Origin of the sequence: Paenibacillus sp. WLX2291, assembly GCF_046603665.1 — a bacterium.
Lineage (GTDB): Bacteria > Bacillota > Bacilli > Paenibacillales > Paenibacillaceae > Saccharibacillus.
In genome coordinates this window covers 1971666-1986585 of sequence record NZ_CP176755.1, presented here as the reverse complement: position 1 = coordinate 1986585, position 14920 = coordinate 1971666, and the positions used below count along the sequence as shown (strand labels likewise).

The following is a 14920-nucleotide window of genomic DNA, read 5'->3' as shown; positions in this document are numbered from 1 at the left end:
GTATGCTGCTATATCACTGTTATTGCACGATAAATTTAACGCGTGTACCATCTGGATAATCATCCAGCTGATTACCAACCCACGAACCAGCACCACGATTATCTGAAGGCGTAACATAGCGAATATCTGCGCCTGTTCCACCTTCCAAACACATCGCCATTGGCCATTCATCGCGATCATACCCAGATTTGGTCGGTATGCCTTTTAACGAATCGGCACGACGCGCGTCGGCACCCGGACGGTCAATCGTGCAAATGGCGGAATGTCCATCTGCGATCGCATCGCGGATATGATCCGCAGTTTCTGGATAACGCGTAGATGGAAAATTCAACGTATAATCATACGCCGCAGCCGCACTTGCCTTATGTACATCATTCGTCCCCTGCAACAGCGCTGGTGTTGTGATAAACACGACCAGCATCATCACCATCATTACCATTTTCTTCATTCGTTGCACATGATCAGCTCGCTCTCTATGGGAATTGTTCCAAGCGGCACAAACGGATGCAAAAGTCATGATCGTACATTCTGCTGCACTTCATCTGGAATCTGTTCCCATTTTAAACGATGGAATTTCAAATTTAAATCTTTTTATGTAAAAATGTCCAACTTCTAGTGTTAAAAAGTGTATAAAAATAAGGAAAGACGCAGAAATCGCAATATATATTTCTGCTCGAAAAGGAATAATCCTTCCGTTTTGCGATACGATTACACGTTTATGACTGCTGTCGTTTCCCAAAAGTTATAGCTACTTCTTCACATTTAACATGGAAATTGCATACAATTTTTATATGATCCATTCTACACATCTTCACCTATTTGGAACGTAAGCCCCCTTCTCAACAGCTATCCAACAACTGCAACAGAAGATGTGCACAAAAAAGGACCCCGCCTGGGATAGGGGCGGGGTGTAGGCAATATTTATATTCAAAAGGGGTATGTACGTATCTTAACCGGGCTAGCTGAAATGAAGCTGATGTTTACCTAAAAATTTGCTTAAAAAGACGATTTTTTTTAAAGATATTGATCGTATTTGACGGATGAGCGGTTAATCATTTACGAGAGGGTTGCCGATAACAATCGTATGCCCTGTTCAAAGGCAGGAAAGGAGGAATGCACTCATGGATATCGCTTCTTTGTCCACAGCGCTCAGCCAGAGTTCCGTGTCGCAGGCAGTCGGTCTTAAAGTATTGTCCCTGTCCAAAGACATGGCGGAGCAGCAAGGTCAGCAGATGGCCGACATGATTAAACAGGCTCCTCATCCGACACTGGGAGGCTCATTGGATCTTCGCGCGTAAATAGTGCGATAACCGACATGATGATAGAAGCTGCTTCTGCCCTCTTCTTGGATGGTGTCACAGACAGCATCTATTGTGATGTGCCTCGTAGATCGGGAACAAACGAAACAGCCCTACTCGCAGGAGTGGGGCTGTTTCGTTTGTATAGTGGTAACTGCTACGCTGATCTGATTGACGACTGCTACGTTAGTGCGCTGGTAAAAGGAAACTTGGTGCACTTATTGTTCTTGTAACGCCTGTGTTGCCGATTGACCAAAATCAGGATCATTTTGCAGCTGCTCCAGCGCCTGTTTGGCGTGTGAGATATGACGATGATGACGCAGCAGTGCAAACGCCGCCGAGCGTACGAGAATATATTCATCCTGCTGCGCGATGGACGATGCCAACTGAATATCATTCTGCTCCGCCCCAAGTGCACTTAGCGCTTCCAGCATCGCAATCTGTACATATTCTTCGTCCTGCTCATGCTGCCAATGTTCATGTACCGCCTTGCGAATAGTTGATTTATACTGTTCATCGCTGTACAGACCAAGTACTTTCCAAATCTCAATCCGCAAAATATCATCATTCTGGGTATCTTGTGCAGTACGCAGCAGCTGTTCTATCTCTTCCGATGGTAGCGAAGAATCAATACGTAGCAATGTCTGCAAACGCTCATCTGTATTTAATTCCGACCAGTTCTGTAAATATTGTGGCATATGCATCACCTTCCGTACATGGATTGGATGATTCTATACATCTGGTTGCGATTGGCTTATGATTGATTACCCAAATTCAGTTCAGCTAATGCTGTACGTGCCATCGTTTGGATAACTGCATCTTCCATTGGCGGATTATGCAGACCTGCACGCACATCGCGGTACAGTCGTTCGAGCGGCAGATCTTTCGACAGAGCGGCACCGCCAACGATCTTCATCGCCTTATCTACGACCTGATTAGCCAGATGTACGGCATTGTATTTGACCAGTCCGACATCCGGGCGCAGATTACGGCGCTGTTCTGGTTCACGATCCCAGCGGTCGGCTACATCGTACAGCAGTGTTCGTGCCAGACGGAGTTCGCTCTCAATCTGACCGATCCACTGACGAATATGCGGCAACGTCGCAATCGGCTCGTTCAGACTGTTCGGCGTATAGTTAGCAGCATATTGTAATGCAAAATCGCGTGCAGCATAAGCGATGCCGAGATAACATGCCGGAATATGCAGCATCGTGCCATCGCCGTCATCGTTGACTTTTTTGGATACACCGGGAATATACGTTGTCAACAATTGGCGATCCGGTACAAATACATCTTGCAGTACGACATCATGACTGCCTGTTGCCCGCATGCCGAGCGTATTCCACGTCTCATCCACAGTAATTCCATCGCGTGAACGGATAAGAAAATCACCTAGCTCCGGTTGTCCGTCGATACCAGCACTAACGATACAATCGGTCAGCAGCGGACTCAGTGTGCTGTACGTTTTGCGACCATTGAGAATCCAGCCGCCTTCTGTGCGTACTGCTGTTGTCTCTGGGCGACCGCCGCGTGTCGGGCTACCAGTTGCCCGTTCACTGGCGAATTTGTTGATCATATTGCCATGCGATACCACATCGCGGCAAAATTCAGAGAACGTCGGCTCCGGCCAATCACACGCTTCACGGAAATGCAGCATCATATGACCATGCCAGCCTGCACTGAGCGCGGTGGAACCGTCGCCGCGTGCAAGACGCTCCTGTACGATCAGCCACTCATATAGCGACAATCCCTCACCACCATAATCACGGCTGACCGTTAATTTGGGATAACCTGCTTGTTTGAGATCATCAAAGTTCTCAAATGGAAATGAACCTTCTGCATCGTGCTTGGCGGCGCGTTGTGCAAATTTTGCCGCCAGCTGATCTGCCCATGCTGCCAAGTAGGCTTCGCGTTCATTGCGAATAAATGTATCAATTGCTTTCCCAGTCATCTTGTCTTCCTCCCTCATCCCTATCCACTCTTGTTTATACCCATTATTAAACCAGTGTTTTTAAAAATCCACTTAAACGTTCTGCCAATCGTTGATGACCTGCCTGATTCGGATGCAATCCATCCGGTATGCCATCTTCGCCCGTAAAGTACATCTGACGATGCACAGGCAACAAAGGCTGAATCCCTGCGATGTTCCACAGATCACAGCAAGGCAACGAATAATGCGATGCCACTTCGCGAATCGCTTCTACATAATCGCCATATACGTTTCCTGTAACCTGATTAGGCAGATGCTCTGGTACTTCATCGCTGGAGCCGTGTGGTGGAGTTACAAAAACGATCAGTTTACTCGGATAAAGGGTAATCAAAGTCTCTGCAATGTATTTCAACGCTCCATAAAATGTATTCTTTTGTTGCGGATCAGTATTTATATTACCAAAGACGCCAGTTCCCATAGAAAAGTCATTACGTCCTCCCATGAAAAATAAAATATCAACATCAGCATCCAGCTGATCCAGACGCTCGCACATCGGCTCATATCCACCGCTAGCGACACTACTGCCTGAAATGCCATGATTGTCGACCCGCGCCAGCCCTAACAGATCTCCGACTATTTCTGGAAATACGCGTTCTCCAGCTTGTAAACCATAACCAAACGTAATGCTATCGCCAAGAAAGGCTGCTTTTTTGCCTATATAAAAATCTTTGCTCATCGGTCTTCCTCTTTTCTTTGCATTATTCCGAATCATCAATTTCCGTCTTCAATCGCCACCAGAAGTGCTCAAATGAATCAGCAACTGGCGCCAATTCCTTTTCATCCATCATCCAGATATAAATCTCACCATAATCCGTGCCTTCCCGCAGTGAGATCAAAAAGCTATTCCCTCCCTGATCATAAGCAAATGGAAACAAATACTCTAGCTCTGGAAAACATTCCAGCAGATCGGCATACAATTGTTCAGCCGGTACTTTCCCATATCGAATCTCATTAAATCCGCCAAAGCCAAGCCGTCCTCGCTCCATCCATTCTTCCGATAAATAGCCGCCGTTATATTGTAAAAAGTGCTCACGATAAGCAGGCGGGAATACTTTTCCTAGCTGCTGCTCCAACATATCCAGATCGTGCTCGGTTAATGCTTGCTCACATTGCTCTACAGTAAAGATCATAATAAAACGACTCTCCTTTTGCTATGTACTTACGGTTCTCTACAGCCTATTAACACTTAGTATGCTTATTATATCAGCTTCGGTATGCCTCATGGCAATACTAGCACATACAGAAACCGCAGCACTGAAAATTCAGCCCTGCGGTCATCATTGTGTGAAATTCTATCTCATTTTATAAAAACATCGCTGAAAATGATTGCAATGAAGTTGCCTGCCGAATGTTCTCAGATCAACACTCATGTCAGCAACCATTGTATTTCATTCACACTGAAACATGTTACGAATGAAACACATTACTGATCAGACCATGATGCCTGTTGAACCTGATTGTAGGGTATCGTTGCTGTCCCACGTACATCAGGCTTCACCTGGAACAAGCTACCAGCATGTGGCTCATCAGGATTGCCGTCTCCGCGTGCCGTTGTGATGTACAGCGTATCCAGCTCTGGACCGCCAAACACGCATGAGGTTACACAGGATGCTGGTACGTTTACTTCACCGATGATCTCGCCATTCGACGGATTAATCCGTGTCACCCGATTTCCACCCCAGCGGGCGACCCACAGCATCCCTTCAGCATCAATCGTCATACCGTCGGGAAAGCCCTCGCTATCGTCCAGCTGCACGACAGCACGCCCATCCGCAATATCACCACTATCCAGATCATAGTCAAATGCAGTGATCGTCAATGTCGGCGTATCAATATAATATAACGTGCGACCATCGCTGCTCCATGCCAATCCATTGGATGTGGATACCTCGTCCAGCAGCAGGCGCACATTACCCTGCTGATCCATACTGTAGAACGCTCCTTGCTTGTCCTCACCATGCAGACTCATCGTGCCTGCCAGCAGCCGACCGTTCGGATCGCATTTGCCATCGTTGAATCGATTGCCCGGTCGTCCTTCTTCAGGATCATGAATGAGCGTTTTGGTGCCAGAAGCCAGTTCAATCCGGTACAATCCACTTTCCAGTGCAGCGATGACTTCGCCGGGAATATACGGCACGACCGCGCCGATATGTTCTCCGACATCCAATACATCGTCATTGCCTGTAATAGGATCGTATTGATGCAACATAAAGCCTTCAATATCAACCCACAGCAGCTTGCCGCTCTGAGCATCCCAAGATGGACCTTCGCCTAGCTTGGCGCGTGCATCCAGTACAAGTTCCGCTTGATATGTCTTCATGCCATTCCTCCCTAATAATAGATCGTATATGAATCGTACGTATGTGATTTGATTTTGCAATTTGCTATTGTGATTCAGCGCATATATTTATTGACCGCGGTTCCAGTCGTAGTCGACAGCTTTCAAAAAGGCGCGTGCCAGAATCATATGCCCTTTTGTATTTGGATGTACATGATCCCAGCCGTGCGATAGAGATGCCGGGTAAATGTGCTGACCAACTGTGTCAAATGCAGCCTGCGTATCTACAACCGGTACACCAGTTTCAGCGCCAATACGTTTGACAGCTTCACCGTATACATCCATCGTGGCACGCATCGGATCTTCTACCGTAGTGCTCAGATAGTATGGTGTGAGCAATACCAGCCCTTTGACTTTCGGTACAGTTTGTTCTACCAGTCTGCGTAACGTTTGCTCGTATTCTTCCAGATATACATGCTCCGACGGATTGGCAGGACGGTCAAATTGCCGCCATACATCGTTAATACCGATCATAATGGATACCCAGTCCGGGGAATGTGCAAACACGTCCTCTTCCCAGCGCGCTTCCAGATCACGCACTCTATCACCACTTGTACCGGTATTCAGTACACGCAAATTGTAGTCGGGGTATGCTGTTAACAGCAAAGCATCCACAAGACCGACATAACCGTCTCCAATCGCCCAATGTTCGCCAACCGGACGGGCGCGTCCACAGTCTGTAACGGAATCACCAATCATTAACAGTACGTCATTTTTCTCAATTTTCATCTCTTCCAGCTCCTTTGGGTATATCACTGCTTCGGAATGAAGCAGCGTGTTTGTATTGTCATGTTTGTATTGTATTGAAATGATAGATCACGATTCATTTTGAAGTTTATTCATTTGGAACTTTTATTCATTTCAACAATCCATCATTTTGATCATCCATGTTTTACGCTATAGTGTCATTTCATCATTGGCATATGATCTTCTTGGATGTGCGGATGCTTGAATGCTTACCAACCTTGTCGATGCAGCCATGCGATACAGCGCTTTGTCCAATCGCCCATTACCGGATGATCGAGTGCCAGCCCTGCTCCGTGACCACCATGCTCGTACACATGCAGTTCAAACGGCACACCATGTTCTTCCAATGCCATTGCCATGCGCAGACTGTTCTGTACTGGCACCAGATCATCGTCAGATGCGTGCCAGATAAAGGTCGGCGGTGTCAATGGCGTAACCTGCTGCTCTGCACTTGCACCGGTAACGATCTCCAGCGGTGCATCTGAACCGATCAATGACAATCGTGATCCTTCATGACCGTAATCGTTCATCGTAATGACTGGATAGCACAGGATCATCAGATCGGGACGCGAACTAATCTCGCGATGCAGTCCATTTAGCAACTCTGTCTCGCGATTGGCAAATACCGTTCCTGTCATCGCCGCCAGATGTCCCCCTGCGGAAAAGCCAAGAATCCCGATACGTGAAGGATCTAGCCCATATTCAGCAGCATTCGCGCGCACATGCCGAATCGCTGCTTGACCATCTTCCAGCGGGGTACTGCGATGACGCGGAGATAACCGATATTGCAGCACAAATGCCGAGATTTGGTTGTCATTCAGCCATTTGGCAACCGGTTCGCCTTCATGATCAGCGCGAAATTCATACCCTCCACCCGGCAGCACAATTACGGCACTGCGTGCATCTGGCACCAGATACGGCTCCAAATACGGACGTTCCCCTTGATCATCCACGACAGATGAATCATGAATCCAGATGTTCTCCATTATATGTATACCTCCACTCCTCAATTTCTGTACAACAGGACAAGCCCCGACATAGGAGTCGGGGCAGCCGTATTCTCCAAACGTTTACATTGTAAGCGCTTTAGAGAATGGATTCAATAATAAATGTGCAGAAGACGGATAAGACGGAAGCAGCAACCGTCAATAGAGATTGCGGAACTGCTCCGGTGTTACTCCTTCCAAACGACGAAATGTCGCGACAAAGTGACTGGAGTCGCGGAATCCGACTTGACCGGATACTTCCTTGATCGTCATACGCGGATAGAGAGTCATCAGTTCTTTGGCTTTGCGTAGACGTAGCAGAATAAAGTAGGCATACGCAGTCATGCCAAATGTTTGACGGAACAGCGTATTCAGATGACGCGCACTTACGCCGACTTGTAGCGCCATATCTTCCAGTCCGATATTCGGATCGTCATAATGTGCTTCCATAAAGCTCATCAGCGGCGCCAGACGTTCTACCGTATGCGACAACGAGGGCAGGTTGTTCACACGACCATGCTTTTTGAGTAATGTCAGAAAACGATACAGATCAGCACTCGTATCCAGACCGGACAGATCGCGATTGCTGCGAATTTGACCTAACAAATTGTCAGCAAAAAACTCCAGTTCGCAATCCCGATCCCACTCATAATATGCGGAATGGGATAAACCGAATGTGGATAGCAGCGCCAGCGATTGCGGACCGCCGAATGTCACATACGTCGTCTCCCAGACACCACTGATCGGGCGATAGCTGTGTGCGTCGCGCGGAGCCAGCAATACTCCCGAACCAGCACGTACATTATACCGTGCACCACCAAATGCAAATTCGCCTTCACCATGTACCGTTTGCAGCCAATGATAACATGGATAACCGTCTGGACGATCGATCGCCTCTTGATCGTTGTTCTCGCCAATGCTCTCCATATGAATCGGCAGTTGCAGGTCCTTCAACTCGCTAAAAAAGCGACGATGCGGGTTGGTTACGTACATGAACATTCACATCCTATATCCGTATTTTTATATCGTAGAAGCATTATCTTATATTTTACAAGGTTTTATTATCGTTTAACATAGAATTATTCTTATACAAGGAGTGACAACATTGATCAGCAGCAAACTTCCCAAAATCTTTTATGGCGGCGACTACAACCCCGAGCAATGGGATCACCAGACTCATCTTGAAGACTTGGAACTGTTTCAGCAGGCCGGAATCGACATTGCAACGTTAAACGTATTCTCATGGGCACGTAATCAGCCGGATGAGCTTACATACCAGTTTGAGTGGCTGGACGAGATGATTGATAGCCTTTATGAAAACGGTATCTTCACCTGTCTCGCAACTAGTACCGGTGCACATCCAGCATGGATGGCGACTCGTTATCCCGATGTACTGCGTACCGACAAAGATGGACGCAAGCGCAAATTCGGCGGGCGTCACAATTCCTGTCCGAACAGCCCGACCTATCGCAAATATTCGGTAGAGATCGCCCGTCGTCTGGCGGAGCGTTACCGCGAACATCCAGCAGTCATCGTCTGGCATATTTCCAACGAATACGGCGGCGAATGCTACTGCGACAATTGCGAGAAAGCATTCCGCGTCTGGCTGAAGCAGCGTTACGGTACGATCGAAGCGGTCAATCAAGCATGGAATACCGGCTTCTGGGGTCATACCTTTTACGATTGGGACGAGATTGTCGTACCGGACAATCGTAGTGAGGAATGGGGCGATAACAATTCCAGCTTTCAAGGGATTTCACTTGATTATGCGCGCTTCAACTCCGACAGCATGTTAGACTGTTATCGTCTGGAATACGATGCAATTCGCTCCCTCATTCCAGATGCGCTGATTACGACCAATCTGATGGGCTTTTACAAGCCGCTCGATTATTTCAAATGGGCTAAGTATATGGACATCGTCTCTTGGGATAACTATCCGGGTCTGAACACGCCGATCAGCTTCACAGCACTTGCACATGATCTGATGCGCGGCATTAAGAACGGTGAGCCATTCATGCTGATGGAGCAGACGCCAAGCCAGCAAAACTGGCAGCCGTACAACTCACTCAAGCGGCCGGGCGTGATGAGATTGTGGAGTTATCAAGCCGTTGCCCATGGCGCCGATACGGTCATGTTCTTCCAGCTGCGTCGCTCAGTCGGAGCATGTGAGAAATTCCACGGCGCTGTCATTGAACATGTCGGACATGGCAATACCCGCGTGTTTCGCGAAACAAGTTCACTTGGTCACGAGTTGCAACATCTCGGCGAACAACTGCTGGATTCGCGTATCGAAGCCAAAGTGGCGATTCTGTTCGACTGGGAAAACTGGTGGGCGGTTGAGAAGTCCAGCGGCCCGACCGTTGCCCTAAATTATGTCGAGCAAATTCATAAGTATTATCAAGCGTTTTATAACCGCAATGTGCAGGTAGATATTATCGGCGTCGATGCCGATCTGAGCCGGTATGAACTGGTTATCGCCCCTGTGCTGTACATGGTCAAGCCGGGACTTGCAGCCAAGCTGGAGCAATTTACGGAACAGGGCGGCACCTTTGTCACCACCTTCTTTAGCGGTATTGTCAACGAGAACGATCTCGTGACACTTGGCGGCTATCCGGGCGAGCTACGCAAGCTGCTGGGCATCTGGGTTGAAGAGATTGATGCACTTCTACCGACGATGCACAATTCCATCGTAATGAAGGATCAGCTTGGTTCGCTGCAAGGTAGCTATTCCTGCGGCATGCTGTGCGATCTGCTGCACACCGAAGGCGCTGAGGTGTTGGCAGAGTACGGCGATGACTTTTATAAAGGCATGCCAGTGCTGACGCGCAACACATTTGGTCAAGGTGAAGCATGGTATATCGCTTCTGACGGCGAAGCATCCTTTGTCGCTGGTCTGATGGAACATCTGTCAGAACAGAAGCACATTCAGCCAGTATTGGATACACCAGTGGGCGTGGAAGCTGGACGTCGAATCAAGGACGGACAGGCATTCATCTTCCTGCTGAATCACAACGCTGAAGCAGCTACTGTGGAGTTGAACTCCCTAACAACCGTCAATATGTTGGATGATCAGCCAGTGGATTCTTCCATCGAAATCCCAGGTCATGGAACGGTTATTTTAGCTGTAAAATAATGCCATCCATCACTACACTTATTGTAACATGAAAATAGCGATACGTAAATGTAGAAAAACACATTTTACGTATCGCTATTTTTGTCGAATTTGCGCAAATAAAGCATGATTTCGTGACATTTATCGAAATGATGTCGAGTGCGGGATTCTCATATCCCTTTTCTTCATACAGTTCATTGATAAGGCTTATTTGTGAAATGGGCTACCTTCCCATCGTAACGAGTGACTGCCATTCAATACTTCTTCTGTCCAATGCCCTGTCGCCCAACTTTGACCTTGAATCGGTCGTAGTAAATTCAGCACCTTCGTTAATAATACTTCGTTGATAGGTTCCGACGCGTAGGTCAGATTGGCAGTCAGTTCTTCCACACTGGATGTGCCGACAATCGTCGTTGTCAGCGCTGGATTGGACAACGCATATTGCACAGCCAGCTTTGGCAAACTAGTGCCATGCTCTGCACAGAGAACTGCCGCCTGCAAACTCAATTGGCGCATCTGTGAAGAAGCAGGATGCCACGATGCTGGTCCTTGATCAGATAGCAGACCCATCGATAGCGGAGCGGCATTCATAATGCCTACCCCACGCTGTTCCAACATCGGCAACAAGTCTACCAGTGTGGAATCATTCAGCGTGTAATGACAATACGACAAAATCACATCCAGATCCGTATGCTCTAGCACGATACGATATCCGTCCAGTGGTAGGCACGACACACCATAATAGCGGATCGTTCCTTGCTCTTTTAGCTGTTGCAATGCCGGAATCCCTTCATCTAGTACGGTACGCAGGTCGCCAAATTCAATATCATGTAGCAGTACAATATCAGCGTAATCAGTGCCGAGACGTTGCAAGCTTTCATGCACACTACTGAGAATCCGCTCACGGGAAAAGTCAAATTCCTGATCACCGTAGCGTCCTGCTTTGGTACACAGTACATAACGGTCGCGCGCAACACCATCCAGCGCTTGTCCCAGCATCTGCTCCGAGCGAGTGATGCCATAATATGGCGAAGTATCGATCAGATTCATGCCTTGATCCAATGCTTCATGTACCATTCTGATCCCCTGCTGCTCATCCACCTGTCCATATACTTGTCCGAGCGGAGCCGCACCAAGACTAAGTGGTGCAATCTTCAATTCGGTTCTGCCTAGTGGACGCCGTCTCATCATTGCTTCAACCGACATGCATCTGCTCCCTTCGGTTCGTTTCCTGTGAGATTCTACTTGCGAATTTCGCTTTATTCCTTGCGTAGCTAGTCATGGATCGTGGATTGCCGAACAGAGATAGAGCATTATTTTCCATTTCCGTCCATGTTCATATCTTCTGCCTTCACTTCCATATTTTAAAATGAACTCTTGAATTTTACAATATGACGCCGTCTTTAAAAATCGCAATTTCGCGGAAGCCATGACGCTCGCTATTCGTCTGACGACGACCGGAAGCCAGTTCCACAATCTGTTCCAGCAGATCCAGTGCGACCTGTTCCATCTCACGCCCTTCTAACAATTGTCCAGCGTTATAGTCGATCCAGTGCTTTTTGCGATTGGCGAGATCGGATTGTGTGGCAATCTTCACAGTTGGAACTGGACCGCCAAATGGGGTACCACGTCCGGTTGTGAACAGTACGATATGTGCACCTGCTGCGGATAGAGCAGTAACAGATACGAGATCATTACCCGGCGCTTCCACAATATTGAGTCCCGGACGATGCACACGCTGACCGTAGCGTAGTACATCGACAACTTGCGAATGACCGCCCTTTTGTGTGCAGCCAAGTGACTTTTCTTCTAGTGTAGTGATGCCACCAGCCTTGTTGCCGGGTGATGGATTCTCATAAATATTTTGCCCATGATTCACAAAATACTGCTTGAACCCGTTGATCAGCTCTACCATTTGTCCGAAAATATGGTCGTCTGACGAGCGATTCATCAGAATCGTCTCTGCACCGAACATCTCTGGCACCTCAGTCAGTATGGCAGTGCCGCCTGCGGAGACGAGCAGATCGGCGACCTGACCAACTAGCGGATTGGCAGTAATACCAGACAGTCCATCTGAACCACCGCATTTCAGACCGATCTTCAGCTTGGATAATGGCAATGGTTGACGCTTCTCCTGCTCTGCCTGAGATACCAATTCTTCCAGATAGACCATGCCTGCTTCGATCTCGTCGTCTTCCTCCTGTGCTTTTAGATAGCGGATTTTGCCAGCATATTCCGCTGGAATCCCAGCAGCAAATTGTTCGATCTGGTTATTTTCACAACCGAGACCGATGACCAGTACACCAGCAGCGTTAGGATGCAGCACGAGCGAGGTGAGCAGTTGACGCGTATATTCCAGATCATCGCCCAATTGTGAGCAACCGAATGGATGTGGAAAATGATACACACCGTCCACACGACCTGCCATCTCCATATGAGCGGTACGAGCAAGCGCTTCGCAAATTTTGTTAATACAGCCGACGGTGTTGATGATCCAGATTTCGTTGCGAATCCCTGCTTCTCCATTCGGTCGCAAATAACCATCAAATTGCTGCAAATGCGCAGGAATGCTACGTGGCTGCCAACTATGATCGGGTTGGTATTCATAATCCAGTGTACCGGACAATCCCGTATGCAGATTGTGGCTGTGAATCCATTGTCCCGGTTGAATATCGCTCGTTGCTTTGCCGATGGAAAAGCCGTATTTGATCACATCCTGCCCAGACGGAATATGATGCACAGCTACTTTGTGACCACGTGGCACTTGATCTGTTACCGTTAACACCTGTCCGCCATCCAGCAATAGCGTATCGCCCGGCTCCATATCTCGTAGTGCGATCACTACATCATCCTGCTTTTGAATAGTAATATAATCGCGAATCATCGTATTCATGACCATTGCGCCCCCATATGATTCAAATTGAATGTAACCTGTTCCGCCAAACCCGGAATCTGTGTCAAATCCTCCTGCCAAATCGTCGTATCGCTCAAAATCTGTAAAACTGCCCGCTCGTAATCCACCTGACCATCCTGCCCTGCTGACGTACCACTCTGCTGCCAGTGGGAATATAATCGTTGCAGCCATTCGGTGTTATCGCGAATCTCCAACGGCTGACCATCCATTGTTAAGCTGCGAAAACATAGCTGTTCGCCTTGCTCTACAGGCTCTACCTTGTACAGCAATAGTAATGCCGATAGACTGCGAACTAGCTGCTGCGGCAACTGCTGCTGTTTAGCTGTATACGCTTTCAGTACAGGCAACAAACGTGCCTGCCATTTGCTCAAGCTATTCATCGCGATACCCAGCAACCGATGCTCCAGGTACGGATTGTAAAAGCGCTCAAACGTCTCGTCCGCATAACGTTGTAGTTCTTCCGGTGGCAATCCAAGTGATGGAATCACTTCGTCAGCGATGCTCTGCTTGACCCAATTGCCTAGCTGCTCGTCTTCCATCAATTGACGCACGGTGCTTTTTCCATATAACAGACCAACTGGCATCATCAGCGTATGTGCGCCATTCAGAATATGCACTTTACGTTGACGATATGGCGCGAGATCAGGCACCCATTTGACATGTAGACCGGATCGTACTAACGGTAGACGTCGATCGAATGATGAATCGCCCTGAATGACCCAGATATAATACGGCTCCGCCGACGTCAGAAACTGATCCTCATATCCCCAACTATTCGTTAGACGCGCGTATTCGCCTGGCTCTGGCATCCCGGTCACAATCCGATCCACCAGATTGTTCAAGAAGAGCTGATGCTGCTCTACCCACTCACAGAAGTCATCACCAAAGCCAAATGCTCTGGCATAGCGTAGCACATAAGTTTTGAGCAGATCACCATTGTTCTCCACCAGTTCACACGGCAGAATCATCAATCCTCGCTTCGGATCAGCACCAAACGTCTCAAACCGTCGGTGTAAAAAGACCGCTAATCGCGCCGGGAAATTCACAATCGGCTCCCCAGGTACATAGTCCAGCTCGACATAGGTAAGTCCAGATTCCGTCGTATTGGACACGATTACATCCAGCGATTCCAGTTCTGCCAGCTGTAAAAAGCGTTCCCATTCTCCATACGGATTTACATAATCGCAGAATACGGAGATCAGCTGGCGCTGTTCCACTTTTTTGCCGTGCTGCAATCCTTGCTGTAGCAGCGTATACAGCCCTTCCTGATTCGCCATTTTCTCCAGTCGATGTGCGCCGCGCGGGGTTGCAGGTGTCAGTACGACGCTACCATGGTATTTGCCGCTGGCATTCATTTCGTGAATCATCCAATCGACAAACCCGCGCAGAAAATTACCATCGCCGATCTGCAATATTTTCAGCGGTTGCTGTCGAATTACTTCATGCTGACGCCGCTCATTCTCGCTGGTCAGATGTGGACGCAATAGCGGCTGTGTTTTGCTTGTTGTCATGGATAAACCTCCGTCAATTCAAAA

The 14920-nt window shown here is 48.1% G+C and carries 14 protein-coding genes; 2 read left to right on the top strand and 12 right to left on the bottom strand.

Annotation, left to right across the window (positions count from 1 at the left end):
• Positions 1–19: 19 nt before the first annotated feature.
• Positions 20–448, bottom strand: coding sequence for a sporulation protein (locus tag ACDE64_RS08570; protein WP_411346739.1), 429 nt, complete (start codon positions 446–448; stop codon positions 20–22).
• Between the two features lie 673 nt (positions 449–1121).
• On the opposite strand from ACDE64_RS08570, the gene ACDE64_RS08565 reads away from it, so the two are divergent.
• Positions 1122–1298 carry a YjfB family protein gene (locus ACDE64_RS08565; RefSeq protein ID WP_411346057.1) on the top strand — a complete coding sequence of 59 codons (177 nt, stop codon included), beginning with the start codon at positions 1122–1124 and terminating at the stop codon, positions 1296–1298.
• 218 nt (positions 1299–1516) lie between these two features.
• On the opposite strand, the gene ACDE64_RS08560 is transcribed toward ACDE64_RS08565, so the two are convergent.
• From ACDE64_RS08560 to ACDE64_RS08525, 8 genes are all read right to left on the bottom strand, one after another.
• The gene (locus ACDE64_RS08560; RefSeq protein WP_411349699.1) at positions 1517–1996 is read right to left on the bottom strand and encodes a hypothetical protein; all 480 of its coding nucleotides are present in this window, start codon (positions 1994–1996) and stop codon (positions 1517–1519) included.
• A gap of 56 nt (positions 1997–2052) precedes the next feature.
• A complete protein-coding gene (locus tag ACDE64_RS08555) occupies positions 2053–3249 on the bottom strand; it encodes an acyl-CoA dehydrogenase family protein (protein WP_411349698.1) in 1197 nt (398 codons plus the stop codon).
• A 46-nt stretch (positions 3250–3295) separates the two neighbouring features.
• On the bottom strand, positions 3296–3964 hold the full coding sequence (locus tag ACDE64_RS08550; protein ID WP_411349697.1) for an SGNH/GDSL hydrolase family protein: 669 nt from the start codon (positions 3962–3964) through the stop codon (positions 3296–3298).
• A 22-nt stretch (positions 3965–3986) separates the two neighbouring features.
• The gene (locus tag ACDE64_RS08545; protein WP_411349696.1) at positions 3987–4418 is read right to left on the bottom strand and encodes an SMI1/KNR4 family protein; all 432 of its coding nucleotides are present in this window, start codon (positions 4416–4418) and stop codon (positions 3987–3989) included.
• 293 nt (positions 4419–4711) lie between these two features.
• Positions 4712–5608 carry an SMP-30/gluconolactonase/LRE family protein gene (locus ACDE64_RS08540; RefSeq protein WP_411349695.1) on the bottom strand — a complete coding sequence of 299 codons (897 nt, stop codon included), beginning with the start codon at positions 5606–5608 and terminating at the stop codon, positions 4712–4714.
• Between the two features lie 87 nt (positions 5609–5695).
• Complete coding sequence (locus ACDE64_RS08535; protein ID WP_411349694.1) at positions 5696–6355, bottom strand: SGNH/GDSL hydrolase family protein; 660 nt, start codon at positions 6353–6355, stop codon at positions 5696–5698.
• Positions 6356–6582: 227 nt separating this feature from the next.
• On the bottom strand, positions 6583–7359 hold the full coding sequence (locus tag ACDE64_RS08530; RefSeq protein WP_411349693.1) for an alpha/beta hydrolase: 777 nt from the start codon (positions 7357–7359) through the stop codon (positions 6583–6585).
• Positions 7360–7518: 159 nt separating this feature from the next.
• The gene (locus ACDE64_RS08525; RefSeq protein WP_411346049.1) at positions 7519–8352 is read right to left on the bottom strand and encodes a helix-turn-helix domain-containing protein; all 834 of its coding nucleotides are present in this window, start codon (positions 8350–8352) and stop codon (positions 7519–7521) included.
• 112 nt (positions 8353–8464) lie between these two features.
• On the opposite strand from ACDE64_RS08525, the gene ACDE64_RS08520 reads away from it, so the two are divergent.
• Complete coding sequence (locus ACDE64_RS08520; protein ID WP_411349692.1) at positions 8465–10492, top strand: beta-galactosidase; 2028 nt, start codon at positions 8465–8467, stop codon at positions 10490–10492.
• A gap of 186 nt (positions 10493–10678) precedes the next feature.
• Here ACDE64_RS08520 and ACDE64_RS08515 read toward each other — a convergent pair whose 3' ends face one another.
• The 3 genes from ACDE64_RS08515 to ACDE64_RS08505 form a co-directional block, all read right to left on the bottom strand.
• A complete protein-coding gene (locus ACDE64_RS08515) occupies positions 10679–11677 on the bottom strand; it encodes an aldo/keto reductase (RefSeq protein WP_411349691.1) in 999 nt (332 codons plus the stop codon).
• A 178-nt stretch (positions 11678–11855) separates the two neighbouring features.
• Positions 11856–13364: a UxaA family hydrolase gene (locus ACDE64_RS08510; RefSeq protein WP_411349690.1), complete on the bottom strand. Its 1509-nt coding sequence runs from the start codon at positions 13362–13364 to the stop codon at positions 11856–11858.
• Positions 13361–14896, bottom strand: coding sequence for a tagaturonate reductase (locus ACDE64_RS08505; RefSeq protein ID WP_411349689.1), 1536 nt, complete (start codon positions 14894–14896; stop codon positions 13361–13363). The genes ACDE64_RS08510 and ACDE64_RS08505 overlap by 4 nt, the downstream gene beginning before the upstream one ends.
• Between the last annotated feature and the right edge of the window lie 24 nt (positions 14897–14920).

What these genes read in the sequence shown, in the direction of transcription:
- ACDE64_RS08540 (WP_411349695.1), bottom strand. Translation starts at nt 5,608, where the DNA reads ATGAAGACATATCAAGCGGAACTTGTACTGGATGCACGCGCCAAGCTA.
- ACDE64_RS08550 (WP_411349697.1), bottom strand. Translation starts at nt 3,964, where the DNA reads ATGAGCAAAGATTTTTATATAGGCAAAAAAGCAGCCTTTCTTGGCGAT.
- ACDE64_RS08530 (WP_411349693.1), bottom strand. Translation starts at nt 7,359, where the DNA reads ATGGAGAACATCTGGATTCATGATTCATCTGTCGTGGATGATCAAGGG.
- ACDE64_RS08565 (WP_411346057.1), top strand. Translation starts at nt 1,122, where the DNA reads ATGGATATCGCTTCTTTGTCCACAGCGCTCAGCCAGAGTTCCGTGTCG.
- ACDE64_RS08515 (WP_411349691.1), bottom strand. Translation starts at nt 11,677, where the DNA reads ATGTCGGTTGAAGCAATGATGAGACGGCGTCCACTAGGCAGAACCGAA.
- ACDE64_RS08505 (WP_411349689.1), bottom strand. Translation starts at nt 14,896, where the DNA reads ATGACAACAAGCAAAACACAGCCGCTATTGCGTCCACATCTGACCAGC.
- ACDE64_RS08545 (WP_411349696.1), bottom strand. Translation starts at nt 4,418, where the DNA reads ATGATCTTTACTGTAGAGCAATGTGAGCAAGCATTAACCGAGCACGAT.
- ACDE64_RS08510 (WP_411349690.1), bottom strand. Translation starts at nt 13,364, where the DNA reads ATGAATACGATGATTCGCGATTATATTACTATTCAAAAGCAGGATGAT.
- ACDE64_RS08525 (WP_411346049.1), bottom strand. Translation starts at nt 8,352, where the DNA reads ATGTACGTAACCAACCCGCATCGTCGCTTTTTTAGCGAGTTGAAGGAC.
- ACDE64_RS08535 (WP_411349694.1), bottom strand. Translation starts at nt 6,355, where the DNA reads ATGAAAATTGAGAAAAATGACGTACTGTTAATGATTGGTGATTCCGTT.
- ACDE64_RS08560 (WP_411349699.1), bottom strand. Translation starts at nt 1,996, where the DNA reads ATGCCACAATATTTACAGAACTGGTCGGAATTAAATACAGATGAGCGT.
- ACDE64_RS08555 (WP_411349698.1), bottom strand. Translation starts at nt 3,249, where the DNA reads ATGACTGGGAAAGCAATTGATACATTTATTCGCAATGAACGCGAAGCC.
- ACDE64_RS08570 (WP_411346739.1), bottom strand. Translation starts at nt 448, where the DNA reads ATGAAGAAAATGGTAATGATGGTGATGATGCTGGTCGTGTTTATCACA.